Origin of the sequence: Bradyrhizobium archetypum (assembly GCF_013114835.1) — a bacterium.
Taxonomy (GTDB): Bacteria; Pseudomonadota; Alphaproteobacteria; order Rhizobiales; family Xanthobacteraceae; genus Bradyrhizobium; species Bradyrhizobium archetypum.
On sequence record NZ_JAAVLW010000010.1, the window covers coordinates 119,377 to 135,478 of the forward strand.

Annotated in this window: 11 protein-coding genes and 1 pseudogene; 7 read left to right on the top strand and 5 right to left on the bottom strand. The window is 57.6% G+C overall.

The features are described 5' to 3' along the window. Positions 1–275: 275 nt before the first annotated feature. The 4 genes from sctV to HCN50_RS28575 all read left to right on the top strand — a co-directional run bounded on the left by sctV (position 276) and on the right by HCN50_RS28575 (position 6,895). Complete coding sequence (gene sctV, locus HCN50_RS28560) at positions 276–2,393, top strand: type III secretion system export apparatus subunit SctV (protein WP_171713211.1); 2,118 nt, start codon at positions 276–278, stop codon at positions 2,391–2,393. A 33-nt stretch (positions 2,394–2,426) separates the two neighbouring features. Then, positions 2,427–3,017 carry a tetratricopeptide repeat protein gene (locus HCN50_RS28565; protein ID WP_171713212.1) on the top strand — a complete coding sequence of 197 codons (591 nt, stop codon included), beginning with the start codon at positions 2,427–2,429 and terminating at the stop codon, positions 3,015–3,017. A 145-nt stretch (positions 3,018–3,162) separates the two neighbouring features. Then, positions 3,163–4,026 (top strand): Effector protein NopP, encoded by an 864-nt coding sequence (locus HCN50_RS28570; RefSeq protein WP_171583057.1) that lies wholly within the window; start codon positions 3,163–3,165, stop codon positions 4,024–4,026. Between the two features lie 631 nt (positions 4,027–4,657). Continuing rightward, complete coding sequence (locus tag HCN50_RS28575) at positions 4,658–6,895, top strand: T3SS effector XopP-like protein (RefSeq protein WP_171713297.1); 2,238 nt, start codon at positions 4,658–4,660, stop codon at positions 6,893–6,895. A gap of 382 nt (positions 6,896–7,277) precedes the next feature. Here the strand turns inward: HCN50_RS28575 and HCN50_RS28580 are convergent, their stop codons facing one another. The 3 genes from HCN50_RS28580 to HCN50_RS28590 all read right to left on the bottom strand — a co-directional run bounded on the left by HCN50_RS28580 (position 7,278) and on the right by HCN50_RS28590 (position 10,301). After that, entirely contained in the window at positions 7,278–7,955 is a 678-nt protein-coding gene (locus HCN50_RS28580) for a GNAT family N-acetyltransferase (RefSeq protein WP_171713213.1), read from the bottom strand. Between the two features lie 151 nt (positions 7,956–8,106). Then, a complete protein-coding gene (locus HCN50_RS28585) occupies positions 8,107–8,463 on the bottom strand; it encodes a hypothetical protein (RefSeq protein WP_171713214.1) in 357 nt (118 codons plus the stop codon). A gap of 665 nt (positions 8,464–9,128) precedes the next feature. Beyond that, entirely contained in the window at positions 9,129–10,301 is a 1,173-nt protein-coding gene (locus HCN50_RS28590; RefSeq protein WP_171713298.1) for a PLP-dependent cysteine synthase family protein, read from the bottom strand. A 1,048-nt stretch (positions 10,302–11,349) separates the two neighbouring features. Between HCN50_RS28590 and nodS the strand changes: the two genes are divergently transcribed. Then, positions 11,350–11,946, top strand: coding sequence for a nodulation methyltransferase NodS (nodS, locus tag HCN50_RS28595; RefSeq protein WP_171583059.1), 597 nt, complete (start codon positions 11,350–11,352; stop codon positions 11,944–11,946). A gap of 357 nt (positions 11,947–12,303) precedes the next feature. Here nodS and HCN50_RS28600 read toward each other — a convergent pair whose 3' ends face one another. Beyond that, a complete protein-coding gene (locus HCN50_RS28600) occupies positions 12,304–12,477 on the bottom strand; it encodes a hypothetical protein (RefSeq protein WP_171713215.1) in 174 nt (57 codons plus the stop codon). A 439-nt stretch (positions 12,478–12,916) separates the two neighbouring features. Here HCN50_RS28600 and HCN50_RS28605 point away from each other — a divergent pair, with 439 nt between their 5' ends. Then, positions 12,917–13,654, top strand: a complete 738-nt coding sequence (locus tag HCN50_RS28605) for a carbonic anhydrase (RefSeq protein ID WP_171713216.1) — start codon at positions 12,917–12,919, stop codon at positions 13,652–13,654. A gap of 326 nt (positions 13,655–13,980) precedes the next feature. Further along, positions 13,981–14,689: pseudogene (locus HCN50_RS34860) on the top strand (IS5 family transposase). Between the two features lie 754 nt (positions 14,690–15,443). Here the strand turns inward: HCN50_RS34860 and HCN50_RS28615 are convergent. Continuing rightward, positions 15,444–16,070, bottom strand: a complete 627-nt coding sequence (locus HCN50_RS28615; protein ID WP_171713217.1) for a hypothetical protein — start codon at positions 16,068–16,070, stop codon at positions 15,444–15,446. Positions 16,071–16,102 lie beyond the last annotated feature (32 nt).

Below are 16,102 nucleotides of genomic sequence, written 5' to 3' on the forward strand. Positions count from 1 at the left end.
CGGCTCATTGCCCATGACTACTCGCAAGACGTCGACCTGCTTCGCATTCTTACCTATGCTCTCATCTCGGAGGGCTTTGGCGATGAAGCACTTGCGGTGCTTGATAAACTAGACACGCTTGACGACGAGCCCTCCTCGCGTCTGCCTTTGACGCTTCTCCGCAGTCACGCGCTACGACGGGCCGGCCGTATGGACGAGGCGCGGGCAGTCTTCCAAGACTATGTGTCCTTGCGTGGCATGATAGCCCCAACGCAACAACAATAAGAAGGCTCTCCATGCCACACCTTCTTCGTAAGCTTATCGTGCGCGCGCCATTCCACCCGGATTTCATGGTCGCGTTCATGCTGCTTCTGGCAATCGGAATGATGATCATGCCGATGCCGATCGTCGTGGTCGACATGCTGATCGGCTTCAATCTGGGCTTTGCCGTATTGCTCCTGATGGTTGCTCTTTATCTCAGTACGCCACTGGATTTCTCGTCCTTGCCCGGCGTCATCCTGATCTCTACCGTCTTTCGTCTGGCGCTGACCATCGCGACAACGCGGCTGATTCTCGCTGAGGGAGACGCCGGCAGCATCATTCACACGTTTGGTGAGTTCGTAATATCAGGGAACATCGCGGTCGGCATTGTTATATTTCTGATCGTGACCATGGTGCAGTTCATGGTTCTCGCGAAGGGAGCCGAGCGCGTTGCTGAAGTCTCGGCACGATTCACGCTCGACGCTCTGCCAGGCAAGCAGATGGCTATCGACGCGGAGCTACGCAACGGTCATATCGATCAGCACGAGGCACGCAGCCGGCGAGCTTCACTGGAGCGAGAAAGCCAACTTCACGGTGCAATGGATGGCGCCATGAAGTTCGTGAAAGGGGATGCCATTGCCGGCCTCATAGTCATCTGCATCAACATGCTGGGAGGAATCAGCATCGGACTGCTCTCCAAGGGCATGTCCGTCGATGAGGCGTTGCATCAATATACGCTGCTCACCATCGGCGATGCGTTGATTTCTCAGATTCCGGCGCTCCTGCTGTCGGTTACGGCCGCAACCATCGTCACACGTGTAAATGGTCCTTCCAAGCTCAAGCTTGGTGCCGATATCATCAACCAACTCACGGCCAGTACCCAGGCATTGCGGCTAGCGGCCGGCGTCTTACTTCTCATGGGGTTGATACCTGGTTTCCCCTTGCCCCCGTTTCTCATGCTGGCCGCACTTTTTGCCGGGGCGGGCTATGTCAAAGGCGGTGTGCAAGGCGCAAACACGAGCTCCAAGACGGGCGCCAACGTTAGTGCTCCGACCTCAACACCAGCGCAGGCTCAAAGGCAAACCATACCTGCGGAGGCGCTTCCCGTTGCAATTTTCTTTGCACCTAACCTAGTAAACGCGATTGACAGAGAGGAAGTTGAGCAGCACATCGCTCGCGTTTCGGCACTGGTTTCCGCCGATCTTGGCATCACGATTCCCCGCATTCCAGTCCAGGTCGATCAACGTTTGGCCCAATCCGAGTTCAGGCTAGATGTGGAAGGAGTACCGGTTGAACGGGATCGTGTCGATCCGACGCAGCTCGCGCTCACCGACGACCGAGCGAACATTGAATTGAGCGGCATCCCCTATCGGCAAGATCCAGACACCGACCGGATCTGGATCGAACAGAGCCATGCACCGGCTCTCAAAGCGGCCGGAATCGGGCATCACCGTCCGAGCGAAATCATCGCCCTGCGCGTCAGTTCCGTACTGACGCGATATGCGCAGCGCTTGGTAGGCATTCAAGAGACGCGACAATTGCTCGCCCGGATGGAGCAGGAATATGCCGACCTGGTAAAGGAAGTGCTGCGCACGACTCCAGTTCCCCGGATCGCCGATGTCCTACGTCGCCTGCTCGACGAGGGCATCCCGATTCGGAACACCCGGCTGGTCTTGGAAGCATTTGCCGAATGGAGCGAACGGGAGCAAAACGCCGTCCTGCTCACCGAATATGTCCGTTCCGGGCTAAAACGGCAAATCTGCTATCGCCATGCCAACGTTCACCGCGTTCTGCCCGCCTTTATCGTCGAACGTGAAACCGAGGATGTGGTTCGCAGTGCAGTTCGAGAGACCGCCGTCGGGCCGTACCTCGCGCTTGAGGACCGCCATAGCGAGATGTTGCTGACGCAAGTGCGCCAAATTCATTCGGGCGTACCAGCAGGTCAGAGCCAGCCCGTCATCCTGAGTTCGCTGGATATCCGACGCTTCGTCCGCGGCTTCCTCACCCGCAACGGGATCGATCTTCCTGTTCTGTCTTATCAGGATCTCGCCTCCGATTTCACGGTACAGCCGGTGGGGTCGCTCAAGCTTACAGGTGCCAAGGAAAAAGCTCCGACAGGCGAACAACGCACCCTGCTTGCCACAAACGGCTAACAGAGCACAGCAGTCGCTCGTGAGATGGACGGCATGAGTTCACCTACAACAACATTCGCTGCACGATTGTATGCATTCCATCCGCCCTCGCGCTTAGCTCTCTTTGCTTTATTCGCCACTCTTGCGCTTGGTGGTTGCGCCAGCTTGGATCATCAAGCTATCTCCGTTCAAGAGACGCCGCGGCCAGAGTTGCTGGGTGCCAAGGACATCGATCCTGCTATGCGCGAGCGCATTGCACACGCCCTCCTCCGAGTTTCCGACGAAGAGAGTTTGCGCGAGGCTCTGAAGCAAAAGCCGGACAATGTCGATGCGGCAATCTCGCTTACGCAGGCACTTCTGGCACAGAAACGCGCGCGAGAAGCACTTGAGGTAGCCGACAAGATCTTGCTTACAGTTCCCGGTGATTTGCGTGCCATGAACGCAAAAGGGGTCGTCCTCGACGCCGAGGGGCGTCATGGTGAGGCACAAGAGCTATATCGCGAGGCTCTCGCAGCGGCGCCAGGCAATCAGATGTTGCGCAACAATCTCGGCCTATCGCTCGCACTTGCTGGAAATGCCGATACCGGACAGGCCAGCCTACAACCGCTTTCGCACGAGCCGCGCGCGCGGGCGCGTTCGCCATAGCATGGCCTTGGCGTAGAACGCCGGATCGTACACGCTTAACCCCTGCGCGTCAGCTGGTCGTCAGCTAGGCTGACTATCAACTTCGCCATGCCCACGAGCCTCAACTGAGTGCAAGAACACTTCACCGATAGGAAACCCAATCACCATGTATGGCCGAATCAACAGCTACCCCGGCGCTTCTGACGCTGATGAAATGAGATATTCCGGCACCAATCAGGCCCAATCTGATGCAGATAGCCAACGCTTTGCGGAGATGTTTGCTGGGATGCACATGGCAGCGCCGAGCGCTCCTTCGTCTTCGGCAGCAACACCCTCGTACTCCCTCGATCGCCGACCTCCTGTGGTGGAGATCAAAAGGTCTGAATTCGACGAAAAGGTGAGGGACTTTTATGGCGATGAAATCGATGATATCGCCGCGAAGCCACATATATACTCGCGTCCCATATCCTCGAAGGCCGAACGCACAGCACAAGTTGCCTATGACCACGGCAGGCAATCTGGCTCGAAAGACGCACGCTATTTCAGCTATCAGTTAGGCAACAAGAGTGTTGGACTTCTGAGAACGGAAGGCGGAGCTAGCATGAATGATGTGTTCAAAGACGAAAAGGCACGCGCGCGCTGGCGGGAACAGTTTCCGGGACGGACCGAACTCACATCCACTGTAGATTTTCGGGTTACTCATCCCCTCGTCGAGAACGCAGGCGATATTCTGTTGGAGCATCAGCTTCGGCTCGACGGCGAACGGCCTTTGCTCCTCTCTCATTCTGTCAATGACGAAGCAAAGGCGCGCGCGCGGGCGTTGGGTTTTGTTGAGGTGAGTGACTCGATGATGGTGCTTGACCCTACCAAGCATCCTAACAAGTGGACGAAGAATGATGATGGTGAATGGCAGCGGAAAAACAAGCCTCCATTGTATCTTAAAGCTACTGACACTAACGGCAGTGATACCAGCGGGGCCCAGCGTGCTCCAAATACCACGCCGGATTGGGACGACGATGACTTCATGTAGACTGGTCCGAAGAAGATAGATCACGCGAAACGAGACCGGATTGCGAGTGGGTCACAACACCCGCAGCACTTCAGGTTGCTCAAGAAGACTCATCGCCTACATGGCCCTCACCCGCGCTAAGCGTTGGTTTTGCGGGTTGGACAAAAGAGCGCGCCGGCTACTCTCATCGAGAGCTGGCAAATCGAGCGGCTATGGTCCAGCTTGCGAAATCGTCTCGGGGCAGCTCACCACAGGTTCGCTGGCCGCCACTTCCTCGTTCTGACCGCCCTCCGCGCAGGTCAGCACGATCCGAGCTCTCAGAGCCAGCGCTAGCGCGTTCTTTCGCAGCATCGTTAGCGACTTCAGTTCGGCACGCTCGTCATGTCGCTTTGTATCAAGGGTGCAAGTGGCTGGACCGCGATCAGACCTCCGTCGCTGTTGCCAGCGCTCATCTTTGGCACATCAACGCGAAGCTACGATGCGAACTTGTGACTCGGGATACTACCAACACGGCATCTTCCATGGAATTGGAAGCCAGGGTGATTTCGGATTTTCTTTGTGCATCCGGGAGAATGCGCTTCGTCAGCTTATTGTCAGCCAGGCCATCTACCTGGATGGGCTGCGCATTCTCGCCTGTATCGGAGGTTGGAACATGACGGGTATTGACCGACCTGGCAAATCGCACGTTGGGGCTGATGGCGCCGACAGCACGTTGAGCAGCTCGCGCTCGGAGTCAGGTCTTGCGCTTGAGGAAGGCAGCCAACGGTTCGATTCCGTCGTGGAGGGGATGCGCTCTGGCAGCCAGCCGCGCACTTCGGGTATGGCAGTCCGCATTCCCTCGACAGGCGACGAGATCCAAGCAACAAAGCGACAAATGGACCGCCTGCTTGAGGAACTTGACGCTTGCCGTAAGGCGGCCATGCAAGCGCAGAACTCGTCGGAGGCGCAAGAGCTGATCGATCAGCTCGTCGAGGCAAGCTCAAAAGTTCTGGACTACAGCGCGAGCCTGCCCCCGCATGTAGCGCGTAGCATTCTGTCCGACGATCAAGCTCGCCGACTCCGGAACGAGGCGCTCGATGCGGGGGACCAATGCAACACACTGGCCACCCCGACTATCTACGCCTTGGAGGAGAGCAGGAAGAGTGCGGCCGACGCGCTCGACCGGATACTCAAATTCAACCCTTCCCCCGACCAGCTGCGCCGCGCGGTTTCCAGTGTGGCCAACCACTATGAGGCGTGCATGGAGTGGTGGGGAAAGAAGGCATTGCGCTCGGAACGGATGCAGTCGGTCTGCGCCGCCACCGCCAACTTACCAAGTACAACGGCCGAGATGCGGCAGACCGAAGAGGCCGCACTGCGGCTGCACACCGGCTGGGCACTGTATACGAAGTGCATGCATCTGCAATCGCGGGTCGCTCTCGCGCAGGTCATGATTGAGCCGCTGGCGAGCACGTTCGAACCAGCCGTGAGGAACATCCTCATAGGTGAGAACGGGCAGGTGCGTCTGCTGGGAACCTTTATCGAGGATTTTTTTCCGGCATTCCTCTCGACGCGCGGCGCCGTTCTAAACGGCGAAGGACGCGCGCTGGACGCAGAGCACTGCGCCGTTCTGGAAGGCGTCATGGAGCGCCTTTCGGAATTTGCGTTGGCGTTGCACGACGTCGTCGGAAATCTAAGCGCTCTCGGAGCAGGTGCCGACCTCCCATTGGAACTGTTGGGCCAGATTGTGGAAGGTGCGTGGGTCACGGCGCATGAGGCCAAGCGCCTCTTGTCACTGCAGCCGAAGACCCCAGCCATTATTAGACCGCCGGCCGACGCTGAGGCTGCGATACCGGCCAACACTACCGGCAGGGTTGAGGCCGAAGGCACAACAACGCGCAGGAAGCGCAGAGGCAAGCGCACTTCGGTCGAGGGCGCCGGGAGTTCAGCGGCCAGCAGGATGCAGCCACCGGTCGCTACGGCCGACAAGGCCACAGCGCCAGCTGCCAAAGTTCTCGTGCTCTCGGATTTAGGTACGAAGAAGCTGGTGAGCGCGGAGGAGGCGCAAAGGCCGTCATCGTCGGCGGCGGCACACTTGGCTATCTGGCAGGCCCCCGCGTCGATTGAGGCACTGACGCCACTACTCAAGCGCTTGGACGAACTTTTGCAATTCGATCTGGCTGGACAGCAAAGGGCCGTCTCGCAAGCGCGCCAGATGAAACCCGAGGACGCTGACCACGTCGTAGACACCGTGGTTGAGCGCCTGCAGATACAGGCCGCCGAGATGCAGGCCTGTGTGGCCGCGTTGGAGGAGCCTCGTCGAAGTGGCCTACTCACGCCTGCGCAAGTGCCCGAAGTGCACGACAAAATAGTCCGGCTCAATATGATGTTGTCCCAGGCGAAGGGGCTGGCCAAAGCTGAGAAAGAGCGAAAGGCCACGACTATTATTGATTGCATGAAGACCTACGCCTTTCCCTCGCAGAAGCACCTTGAATACTTGCGGGCGGCCGAGGAGTTGGCGCCTGCGGATGTACCGCGCCCGTTGAAGGGCGAGCCAGGGACGCTGTTTGAGTTCAAGCTCCAACCCAAGGCGCTGAGTAATGGTGCAATGCCGAGTCCGATGTGGGTACACATCCACACGAACCGGCCGGTACTTGCGCGGCAATTGGCCACGCTAGATGACGCCGAGTTCGCCGCTAGCCACGTCAAATCCAATAAACAGCGCGGCTACAATCGGCAGTGGCAGAACGCCCGGGCCGCAACGGGTCACGAGAACGTCGTGGTCCACCGCGGCAAGCTTACGCCTGCGTTCTGTAAGTCCTTGTTGAGCAAAGTGCTTAGCGGCCACCCGCGCTATCCGCTTGCCGAGGCGGAGCACCTGTCGACGCAGGCCGCTCGACACGGGATGTAGTTGGGGGCTCTCGCGCTAGAGTGCCTATTGACGTCCGAAATCCGAAGCCAGCGGGCCGTGATCAGGTCACGGGCCTTTAGCACCCGGTAGACTGAAAGCTTCCGCTTCGGTCTATAGCGCTCGTATCATTCGGCATCAGCGCACTCGTATCGATGAGTAACTCTTCTTTGGCCATTCCGGTTTATCCCGTCATGCCAAAGGCCGCCTTTCCCACTACAACAACCGTCGTAACATTCATATTTAAGAGACCCGCGCCACCACGCAGTGTGAACCTGGGACTGAGTTGACTCAGCGCTAGGTGATGATGCTTGGGGCCCTTCCAACGGCTTTTTTCTGTGCGTCAAGCTCGGCGTAGATCTTCTGGAAATCAGCGCGCTTGCTGTCATAGAAGGGCTGGGTTGTGGGACCGAGCGTCAGCTGCGGCCGCAGCACGGCTTTCTGGCTGCCCCAAAGCGCTGGGCCAACCCTTCGAGCTAGCAGCCTTTCGCAACATTGGCGTGAGCGGCGGCGAAGACCCATGTTGTATCTCACCAATGACCTTGAAGCCGTGGCGTTGATAAAAGGGAATGTGCTCAGGATTCGAACTTTCGAGGTACGCAGTAATGCCCTCCTCATCACATTGTTGAAGAGCGTATTGCATTAGCAATGTGCCAAGCCCCTCTCCTGCCCAGTTCGGATCGGTGGCAATGAGAGGCAGATACCAATGTGGCTCGGGCGGATGATGTTCGGCCATTCCCCGCCGCAGGTGTGCCATATCCTCGGTAATCCTCGGGCTCAGGGATTGCGCCATGATTTCGTCCAGCGCCGCCTCATCTTGTTGCACGCCGGGAGGGAGCCACAGGGCCGCGGCGCGAATCCCTCGCGTGATGTACGCTGTGCCATGCTCGAATGCTCGTCCGCCACAGGCGTTGATGAACTGAGGCATGCTCTGAACATATTGCCTTGCGTCAGGCCAACTCCACCGCATCAACGGATCGGCGGCAAAGCCGAGCACCATTGTCCAGACGGCGCTTGCGCGATTGTTTGCGTTCGCACATTTGATGTCCGACTCCGCTCGCATATGTGATTTCCAGGTCTCAATCTAGGCGTCAGAGTTACAAGTGTGCAAGACAAATGGCTCTGAACGAAAGCAAAGGATACACGACATAGGCTTTCGTCGGATGCATTGGGCGTCCAGGTTAGCAAATGTCGCACGTTGAGATCGCAGATGACTAACGATCCTTCACACGATCTTGTAACGTATCACCTCGTCTCCCATTGAGCTGTTCTGGGTAGGGTCCGACATTCAAAACACGTGCCAACAGCGAAAGCCGCATATCTATCGCCCTCAGTCGGATGGTGCCGTTGTTCGAAGCGGACGGCGCGCCCCACCTTCTCGCGCCAAGCAACCTCGGCAAGCTCCCCAGGGCCGCCGCGATGCCGACCCCATGATCTCCGTCGTAACTCGGTTCATTCATCCAATGGATGAAGTCGACGATTAACTCACCGGCTTTCCTCTTCGTCTCTGAACTTTCAGACTGCGGCGTCGAGAAAGAAACAAACCCAAGGAATCGATACAGTTGTTTCATTCTAGGTGCGGCCAATGCTTGCTTGGCCCAAATATTGTCTCCGGTCGGCCGCTGAGGTGGGTGTGATGGATCTCGGCCTGAAGTTGAGATGTGCGTCGACGGCGCCGAAAGGAAACTCGTCTGATAGTTGTCGTTAAATGGACGGGCATCCTTGAAGCATCAACACTGATACACTTTCGTCCATCATGCTCCTGAATGGCCTTGACGCACATTTTCGTAGAGCCCCGTTATCAACGCTCGATCGCCTCCTGAGTGCGGGTCCAAGCGCAGGTGCGAAGCCCAAGATGCATCGCGGGTCTTGTACGAAATCCCCCTGCCCAATTTCTAACGGGTCATGGAAAGCGAGTTCCGCGATAATCGCCCAGACGATCACCCCGCGAATGCACGTGTCAAACCAGTTGGTGCAAGGAAGAATTTTGAGAGCTCGTAAATTCAACGACTTGCGAGAGCGTTATTCGTCGCTTCACATTTGCAACAAATGCGCGCAAGAATTACGAGATGCACATTTAGCTCAGCTATAGAGCGTCACTCACCAAAGTGGAGGCCTTTGTTAGAATTTTGTCGGATTCGCCACACTTGATTGGTCACTAAACAACAGGCACTCGCCTAGCAAACCGATGCGATTTGAAAACTCTGACGCCGTGCAGACGAGGCGTAAATTTCGATCAGCGTGGTCCTGCTGCACCTCGGGCATTCAACGGATTCGTCACGTCTGCGATCGGGAAGCCGGGCAGATGCCCGGCTTCTAGGAAGAGTATCAACTCGGCCTCATAGGGCGTAGGATCGATGTCCCGCGCCTTTAGCCACTCCGGCTTGTAATAGGTCTGCCGATAGCGCTCGCCGGAATCGCAGATCAGCGTCACCAGCGATCCCGCTTGGCCGGCGCTGCACATCTCCGAAGCCAGCCGGCACAGTGCCAAGAAGTTGGTGCCGGTAGAGCCGCCGACCGGCCGGCGCAGGCGACGCGACAGCACGTTCATAGCGGCGATCGTCGCAACATCCGGGATCTTCATCATGCGGTCGACCACGGTCGGAACGAAGGATGGCTCACAGCGCGGCCTGCCGACGCCTTCGATCAGCGAGGGACGCTCGCAAGTTCGCGAGCGGTCCTGATAGCGGAAGCAGTCGAAGAAGGCGGAATGCTCGACATCGGCAATGCAGAGCTGCGTTGGAAGCTGACGATATCGCAAATAACGGCCGATGGTCGCCGAGGTGCCGCCGGTGCCGGCGCCCATCACGATCCAGTCCGGCACAGGGCGCGGCTCGCCCTTCAACTGGGTGAAGATCGACTCGACGATGTTGTTGTTGCCGCGCCAATCCGTCGCCCGCTCCGCGAAAGTGAACTGGTCCATGTAATGCCCGTTGAGACGGGTGGCGAGCGCCGCTGCCTCGGAATAGAGCGCGCGGCCGTCGTCGATCAGATGGCACTTGCCGCCATAATGCTCGATCGCAGCGATCTTCTCGGCCGACGTCGTCCGCGGCATAACCGCATAGAAGGGTACGCCGATCATCTGAGCGAAATAGGCCTCTGACACGGCCGTGGACCCCGACGAAGCCTCGACGACTGGCGTGCCCTCGTGAATCTGTCCGTTGCAGAGCGCGTAGAGGAACAGCGAGCGAGCCAATCGGTGCTTCAGGCTGCCGGTCGGATGGGTTGACTCGTCCTTCAAATAGATGTCGATGCCGGCGAGAGCCGGCACGATCAGCCGAATTAGATGCGTGTCGGCAGTGCGGCACTGCTCGGCCTCGATCGCAGCCACGGCCTCGTCCACCCAGCCACGCCGATAGCTCAGCAAGCTGGAGTTATTGTGACGGAAAGACGTGCGCCCGATCGACATAGTGTCTAGCATGAAATAATTCGCTTTGCACATCAAGTCGTATTGCGGCGGTCGCTCTGATGCTCGACGCCCAACTTACAAGCGGCATGGAGCGCTCCAGACTGCCAACGAAGCGCTGCATCGACAGTTCGCATAGCTTTCCGGGTCCATCGAGGCAGGGCACGTGACGACGCATCGGATTTGCGCTTGTCTTCTGATCACCTGCAGTTGTCGTCATGGGGCACCCGGCTCGTGTCGTCAATCGAACGTCAGAATTCTGACGAATTGACTTAATCACCTCGCCTCTTCCAATAAGTTGTGCCACACCTAATTCTGGACGGGTACCAGCCGGAACGCTGCACGACTCGGATTCCTCTTGAGCATTCTGAACCTAGCTCTAGTCACGTTTGATGGGCGCCTCCGTTTCAGGCTACCCAATATCGGATCGTGTCGAGCGGTTAACTGACGCGATCATCGAGGAGCCGCCGCTTGCCTTCATCAAGCAGTGGCATCGGCTCGATCCCGTTCGCCGCGAGCAGCGTTCGAGCGCGTCCAGCTCTGCGTCTGACGTGAGCTTTCGAGGCATTCGATGCCCGGCGAGGAACTTCACAGGACGAACCTCGTGAGGCTTTTCAGCATGTGCTGCTACGTCAGGCGGCCGGCCATCATGCGCTTAACGCGAACGCGTTCTTCGCGGACCAATTCTCGGAATGGATACGTCCCATCAAAACAATAGATTTGCCAATTTTGTCGCAATCCCCATAGTCAGACGCCGATTAACTCGCGCATCAAGCAGGAAAATGCGTGTGAAACGACTTGTTGGTTTCAACACAGTTGCTGGACGATGCGCAAGCACGAACGGATGATTGCCCAGCTGCGTCCTTGTATGCGCCGTACTGGATTGGGACTGAAGAGGTGTGCTCTGAGGTCTGCGAAAAGCTGGACTGGAGGCTCTTCAATCCTCGTAGACCCAGGGAGACGGAGCTTTCGCGCAGTTCTTCGAGGCTGGTCCCGTTTGACAGCATCGGCACGGGCATCCGATCGTGCATTCTCAGTAGGTAGGCGACTCATGAGTTCGGACAGCAGACATCAATCCCTAGAGCAGGAACTAGCCGCCAACGATCCGTGGCGGCTCGACGGTAACCCATTCGAACGCGAGCGTTACTCGCAAATGCTCCGGCTATCGCGCTCGCAAGGGGTGATTTCCCATGCCCTTGAGGTCGGGTGCGCGGCCGGCGCATTTACGGAAATACTAGCACCTCATTGCAAACGGCTCACAGTCATCGACGTTATGCCGCAAGCGATTGCCCGAGCTCGCCTGCGGACGAAACGGTGGTCGCACATAACCTGGATAGCTTCGGACGTTCAGCAGTTTTCGACCGTCGAGCGGTTTGATTTGATCGTACTGGCCGAAGTCCTCTACTACCTTGGAGGGGTGGCCGAAATGCGCGCGACTATCCGCAAGTTGGTGCAGATGCTGACGCCAGATGGACAGCTGGTTTTTGGGTCAGCCCGAGATACCAACTGCAGGCGCTGGGGCCATGCCGCCGGGGCTGAGACTTGCATTCTCATGCTGAAGGAATCGTTGGTCGAAGTCGAGCGAGTGAGTTGCCAAGGTCAGTCGGCTAACGAAGACTGCTTGATCTCCTGCTTTCGTCCGAATTGATGCCGGCTCAAGAGGGTATCAGAAAGTCTGTGTAAGCAGGTTTTCTGTGAATTTACCTCAGCGAGTAGACTCACATGACGACCGACACGACGTTTACACCTGAACTACTGGATCACTGCTTGCTAACAATGAAAAGCCTAAAGACCTCACAGGTGCGGACGGGCTTTTCAAATAGCTGAACAAGACGCTGATTGAGGCGCTTGGTGCCGAGCTGACTATCACCTTGGCTAAGAGAAGGGGACCGGACCGGCGCGCGGCTTCCGCTATTGCGCGGCAATGCTTCCAAGAACACCAGCCGGTTCAACTCGAGAAATCCATTCCAATGGCGTATCGCGCACCAGCCCTTGGATGTGGCTTTTATCGATCGACGGGCCAAATGCCATCGCGCCTTCGAGCCGGCCCGCGCATAAAGACGCCGAGCGCGAGGAATGAATTGTCGACCGTCTTGCTGTAATGCAACCGCGTGATCAGCGACGCGTCGGCATCCTTCTTCGCGATCCGCGCGACGCGGATTTCTTTATAGTGTCCCATGGTCAGTCACTGAGTTCGTCGCGCATGGTTCGGAACTCCGGTTCGGGAGTCACGGCGGTGCGATCAACCCACAACGGCCCGTCGCGGTGGCGCCAATACTCCGAATTCACTTCCGCTTTGTGGCATAACGGATATGGCCGGCCTTTGTGCTGCCTCGACCCGGTCGAGAATGACCCAAGGCAGACGCCTCAACTGCTCGATATGACTTCCATTGCGCCATGGAGGCAATTGAATGGCGCCTCGAAGCAATCTGCTGGCGGCGCGTTTCTTGCGCAAACACGGGGGGCCGATGCCATTGAGCGTTCATCTGTCCAGTGCGGGCATCAAGCCCACCTAACCGCTCGCCACGCGTGACGTTTTCACGTAATCCATACATCTTACAACCACATTTCAGGCGCTCTTGACGCAGACGTTGTAAACCGCACAGGCTAGGAAAAATATGTGTGAAAACTGCTCTTCGAATCTACCTCACCTGCTCGCGCCGTCTCGGCGTTCCCTAATGTTGTTCGCTGCTTCGGCTGTTGGCGTGCTGCTTGGCGACAGGATTGCTGACGCGAAGGAGGCGAAAGCACCACCCAAGCCCGACAACGTGCTCTCGCCGGATGCTTCACTGAAGCGACTCATGGAAGGCAATGCGCGCTATGTCGAGGGCGCGTCGCGGTGCCACGGTTTTAAGCACGAACGCGAAGTCTTGATCGGTGGACAAAATCCACATGCCGCGATCCTGAGCTGTGCCGATTCGCGTATTGCGCCCGAATTTGCATTCGACAGTGGACTTGGCGATCTGTTCGTCTGCCGCGTTGCAGGCAATTTCGCCAACGATGACACGGTCGCGAGCATGGAATATGCCGCTGCGGTACTAAATACGCCGCTGATCCTGGTGCTCGGACACGACCGCTGCGGCGCCGTCGATGCTACGATCCAGTCGCTGAAAGACGACAAGCCGCCGCCGGGGCACATCCCGGCCCTCATCGCCGCACTTGCACCCGCGGTCAAGGCGTCATCGCAGCAAAGCGGGGATTCACTCGCCAACGCGATCCGGCAAAATGTGGTGGACAACGTCAACAAGCTGAAATCGGCAACCCCGATTCTGAACGCGGCAGTTGAGCAGAATAAGCTGAAGGTCGTCGGCGCTCTTTATCGGCTCGACACCGGCAGCGTCGAGCTGCTGAGCTGACACTTCCAGCAGCGGGCCGTTTCTCGCGCGGCCGCGGGCGACCGACAACCCTGCGATTGGCACGCGAGATGGCCACGAGCAGAAGGTTCTTGGCTCTCCGTAGTCCTTAACACGTTTAGGGGCCGCAAAGCCTCAGTTGCGGCTTTTCGTACTCAGCCAACCTGATCGCGCCATTTGCTCCGCTGCGGTATTTGGTCGGTATCGGGAAGAGCGGATATCGAGTAAGCCGCACCAAGCAGGATTTATGCACGAGGCGCCCTGGGGTCTGCACCTAATTACGAACTCTGATTCCCTCGCGCCGAGCTGGTTTGGTGCGGGGGACTTCGATGCGAGGACTGTTCTGGCTCCACGACAAGCAGTGGGCTCAGCTACAGCCGCATCTGCCGACGAACCAGACCGGCCCGGCGCGCGATGACGATCGACGCATTATCAGCGGCATCATTCATATTCTTCAGTGCGGCGCGTGGTGACGCGACTGCCCGTCCGACTATGGCCCTTACGCGACGATCTGTAATCGTTTCAATCGCTGCGCCAAGCGCGGATATTGGCAGGCGATCTTTGAAGCGCTCGCCGGCTGCGGCAAGAACGGCGTGACTTTGTCCATCTTCCACCTCGATCAAAGCGCATCGCTCGGCCAGCGGCAGAAAAGCGGGAGCATGAACAGGCGAACGGCCACTCGCGCGGTGGCCGGACCACGAAAATCCACGCGCTGAGCGACCGTGATTGCAAACCTTGCGCATTTCATCTCACTCCAGGCCAAGATGCCGATATTGCGGCAGGGCTAGTCCTTTTGACGATGGCAACGGCTTTGCGCCGAAATCGTCAGCTGCGGCGCGAAGTCTGTCATTCCAAACAAATCCAACGGGTGCCCCTCCATAGCTTCAGCGAACGCACTACAAAGGCCGCAATGTTATCGAGCGGCGTTTCTGCCGGCTCAAGGACTTCAGGCGTGTCGCAACCTGCTATGACAAACTTGCCAAAAACTTCTTGGCTGCCGTCCACCTCGCCGCCATTGTCGACTATTGGGGCAATTGAGTCTGAACCCTAGCTTTCGATAAAGCTCTTTGCCTTCCTGACGCCCGTCACCCTGTTGGCAATTGCCCAACCGTGCTCAACCCAGCGCATCCGTAGCTCTTGCACCCGGCGATGCGCCCAGGTCAGCCCGGGCGCCGTCGGCTTCAAAGCGCCATTCCGCGCCACGGAGAAAAAATTGTAGGACAAGTCTCGGCCCGGTGCGCGGGAGGACAAAACTCACCGACACAACAAGACCCGGCGTGCTATTGCCCACGTGCAGTGTTGTACCGATAGGGCCTTACTCACTAGGTTAAAATCTTTCTGCTCCGCCAGCCGTCTATGATCGTCTAAATCGAAAATCGGCACTTCCATTTCGTACAGCGGGTATTTTCCTTGATGGATGAACGGGGGAATAGCGGCGCTAGCTTCTATCGCATCGGCCATCGTGTCGACGGCGATCCAGGATCTGCTCGCGCGCGGAGGCGGAGGTCCGAATCGTGGTCGCGAAGGCCGATACCTCGGACGCTGGGGGACAGCGCAACCCGATCAAACGCCATTCCTGCTCGTATCGCCAACTTGACGCTTTTTGCAACTGGACAGCCTCGTCTACCTGACGACGAGCGTCCTTGTCGCCGTCGAGCATCGTCAGGATCTTGCTGGAATCGATACAAGCCGCGTGCGCCGTACTTTACCTTATCGAGATGATCGAGTGCATCGGACGGCACCGAATAGCCGATGCAAACACCGTGACGCTGGTCACCATAGTGGCTCCACATCAACGGGCATGTCGCGCGCTGAGCCATGGATACAATGCCCTGTCGTATTGCAGCAGCAGCTCCTTCTCCAGATAGTTGCCGAGCAGAAACTGAAGGGGATCATCTATTTCATATCTTGGATCGGTGGCGTTGTAGCTGATTTCCGAAATGACCCGATCGGCCTGGAGCCGGCTGAGTCGTTCGATATGATCCAGGGTTTTCGGACCTTTGTACCTGATTATCTTCGCCGCGGCTTTCATCTCGGCTCGCCGCTCGACGAGCTGGCGTAACGCGCGCTCAAGATCTGTGGCAGGAAGATTGGTGTTGAGCGACGGCCGAGCGTCGAACGGATCATTGAATGTGCTCGGATCGGCGTAAAACAGATTGTCCGCAATGATCATATCGAGTGTGAGATTATTGAACGCGCGGTATTTGGAAGCCGCCTCGGAATGCTTTGTTTTTTGGCCATTGCTCCCCCTTGAGCGGCTATTTGGGTCGAGAGTTCTGAACCACTGAATAGTGTTTCCACGTTGTCGCCGGTCAGCATCACCTTGTCGGCCCAATCGGATATTCACGAAGGGCTTAGCGATTGCTGGATGAATGGAGTCGGGGTCGAAATCACCCTCGAACAGATCTCGGCGAAGCACGTAAAGTTTTCGCGCATCTTCGCTGTTATGCT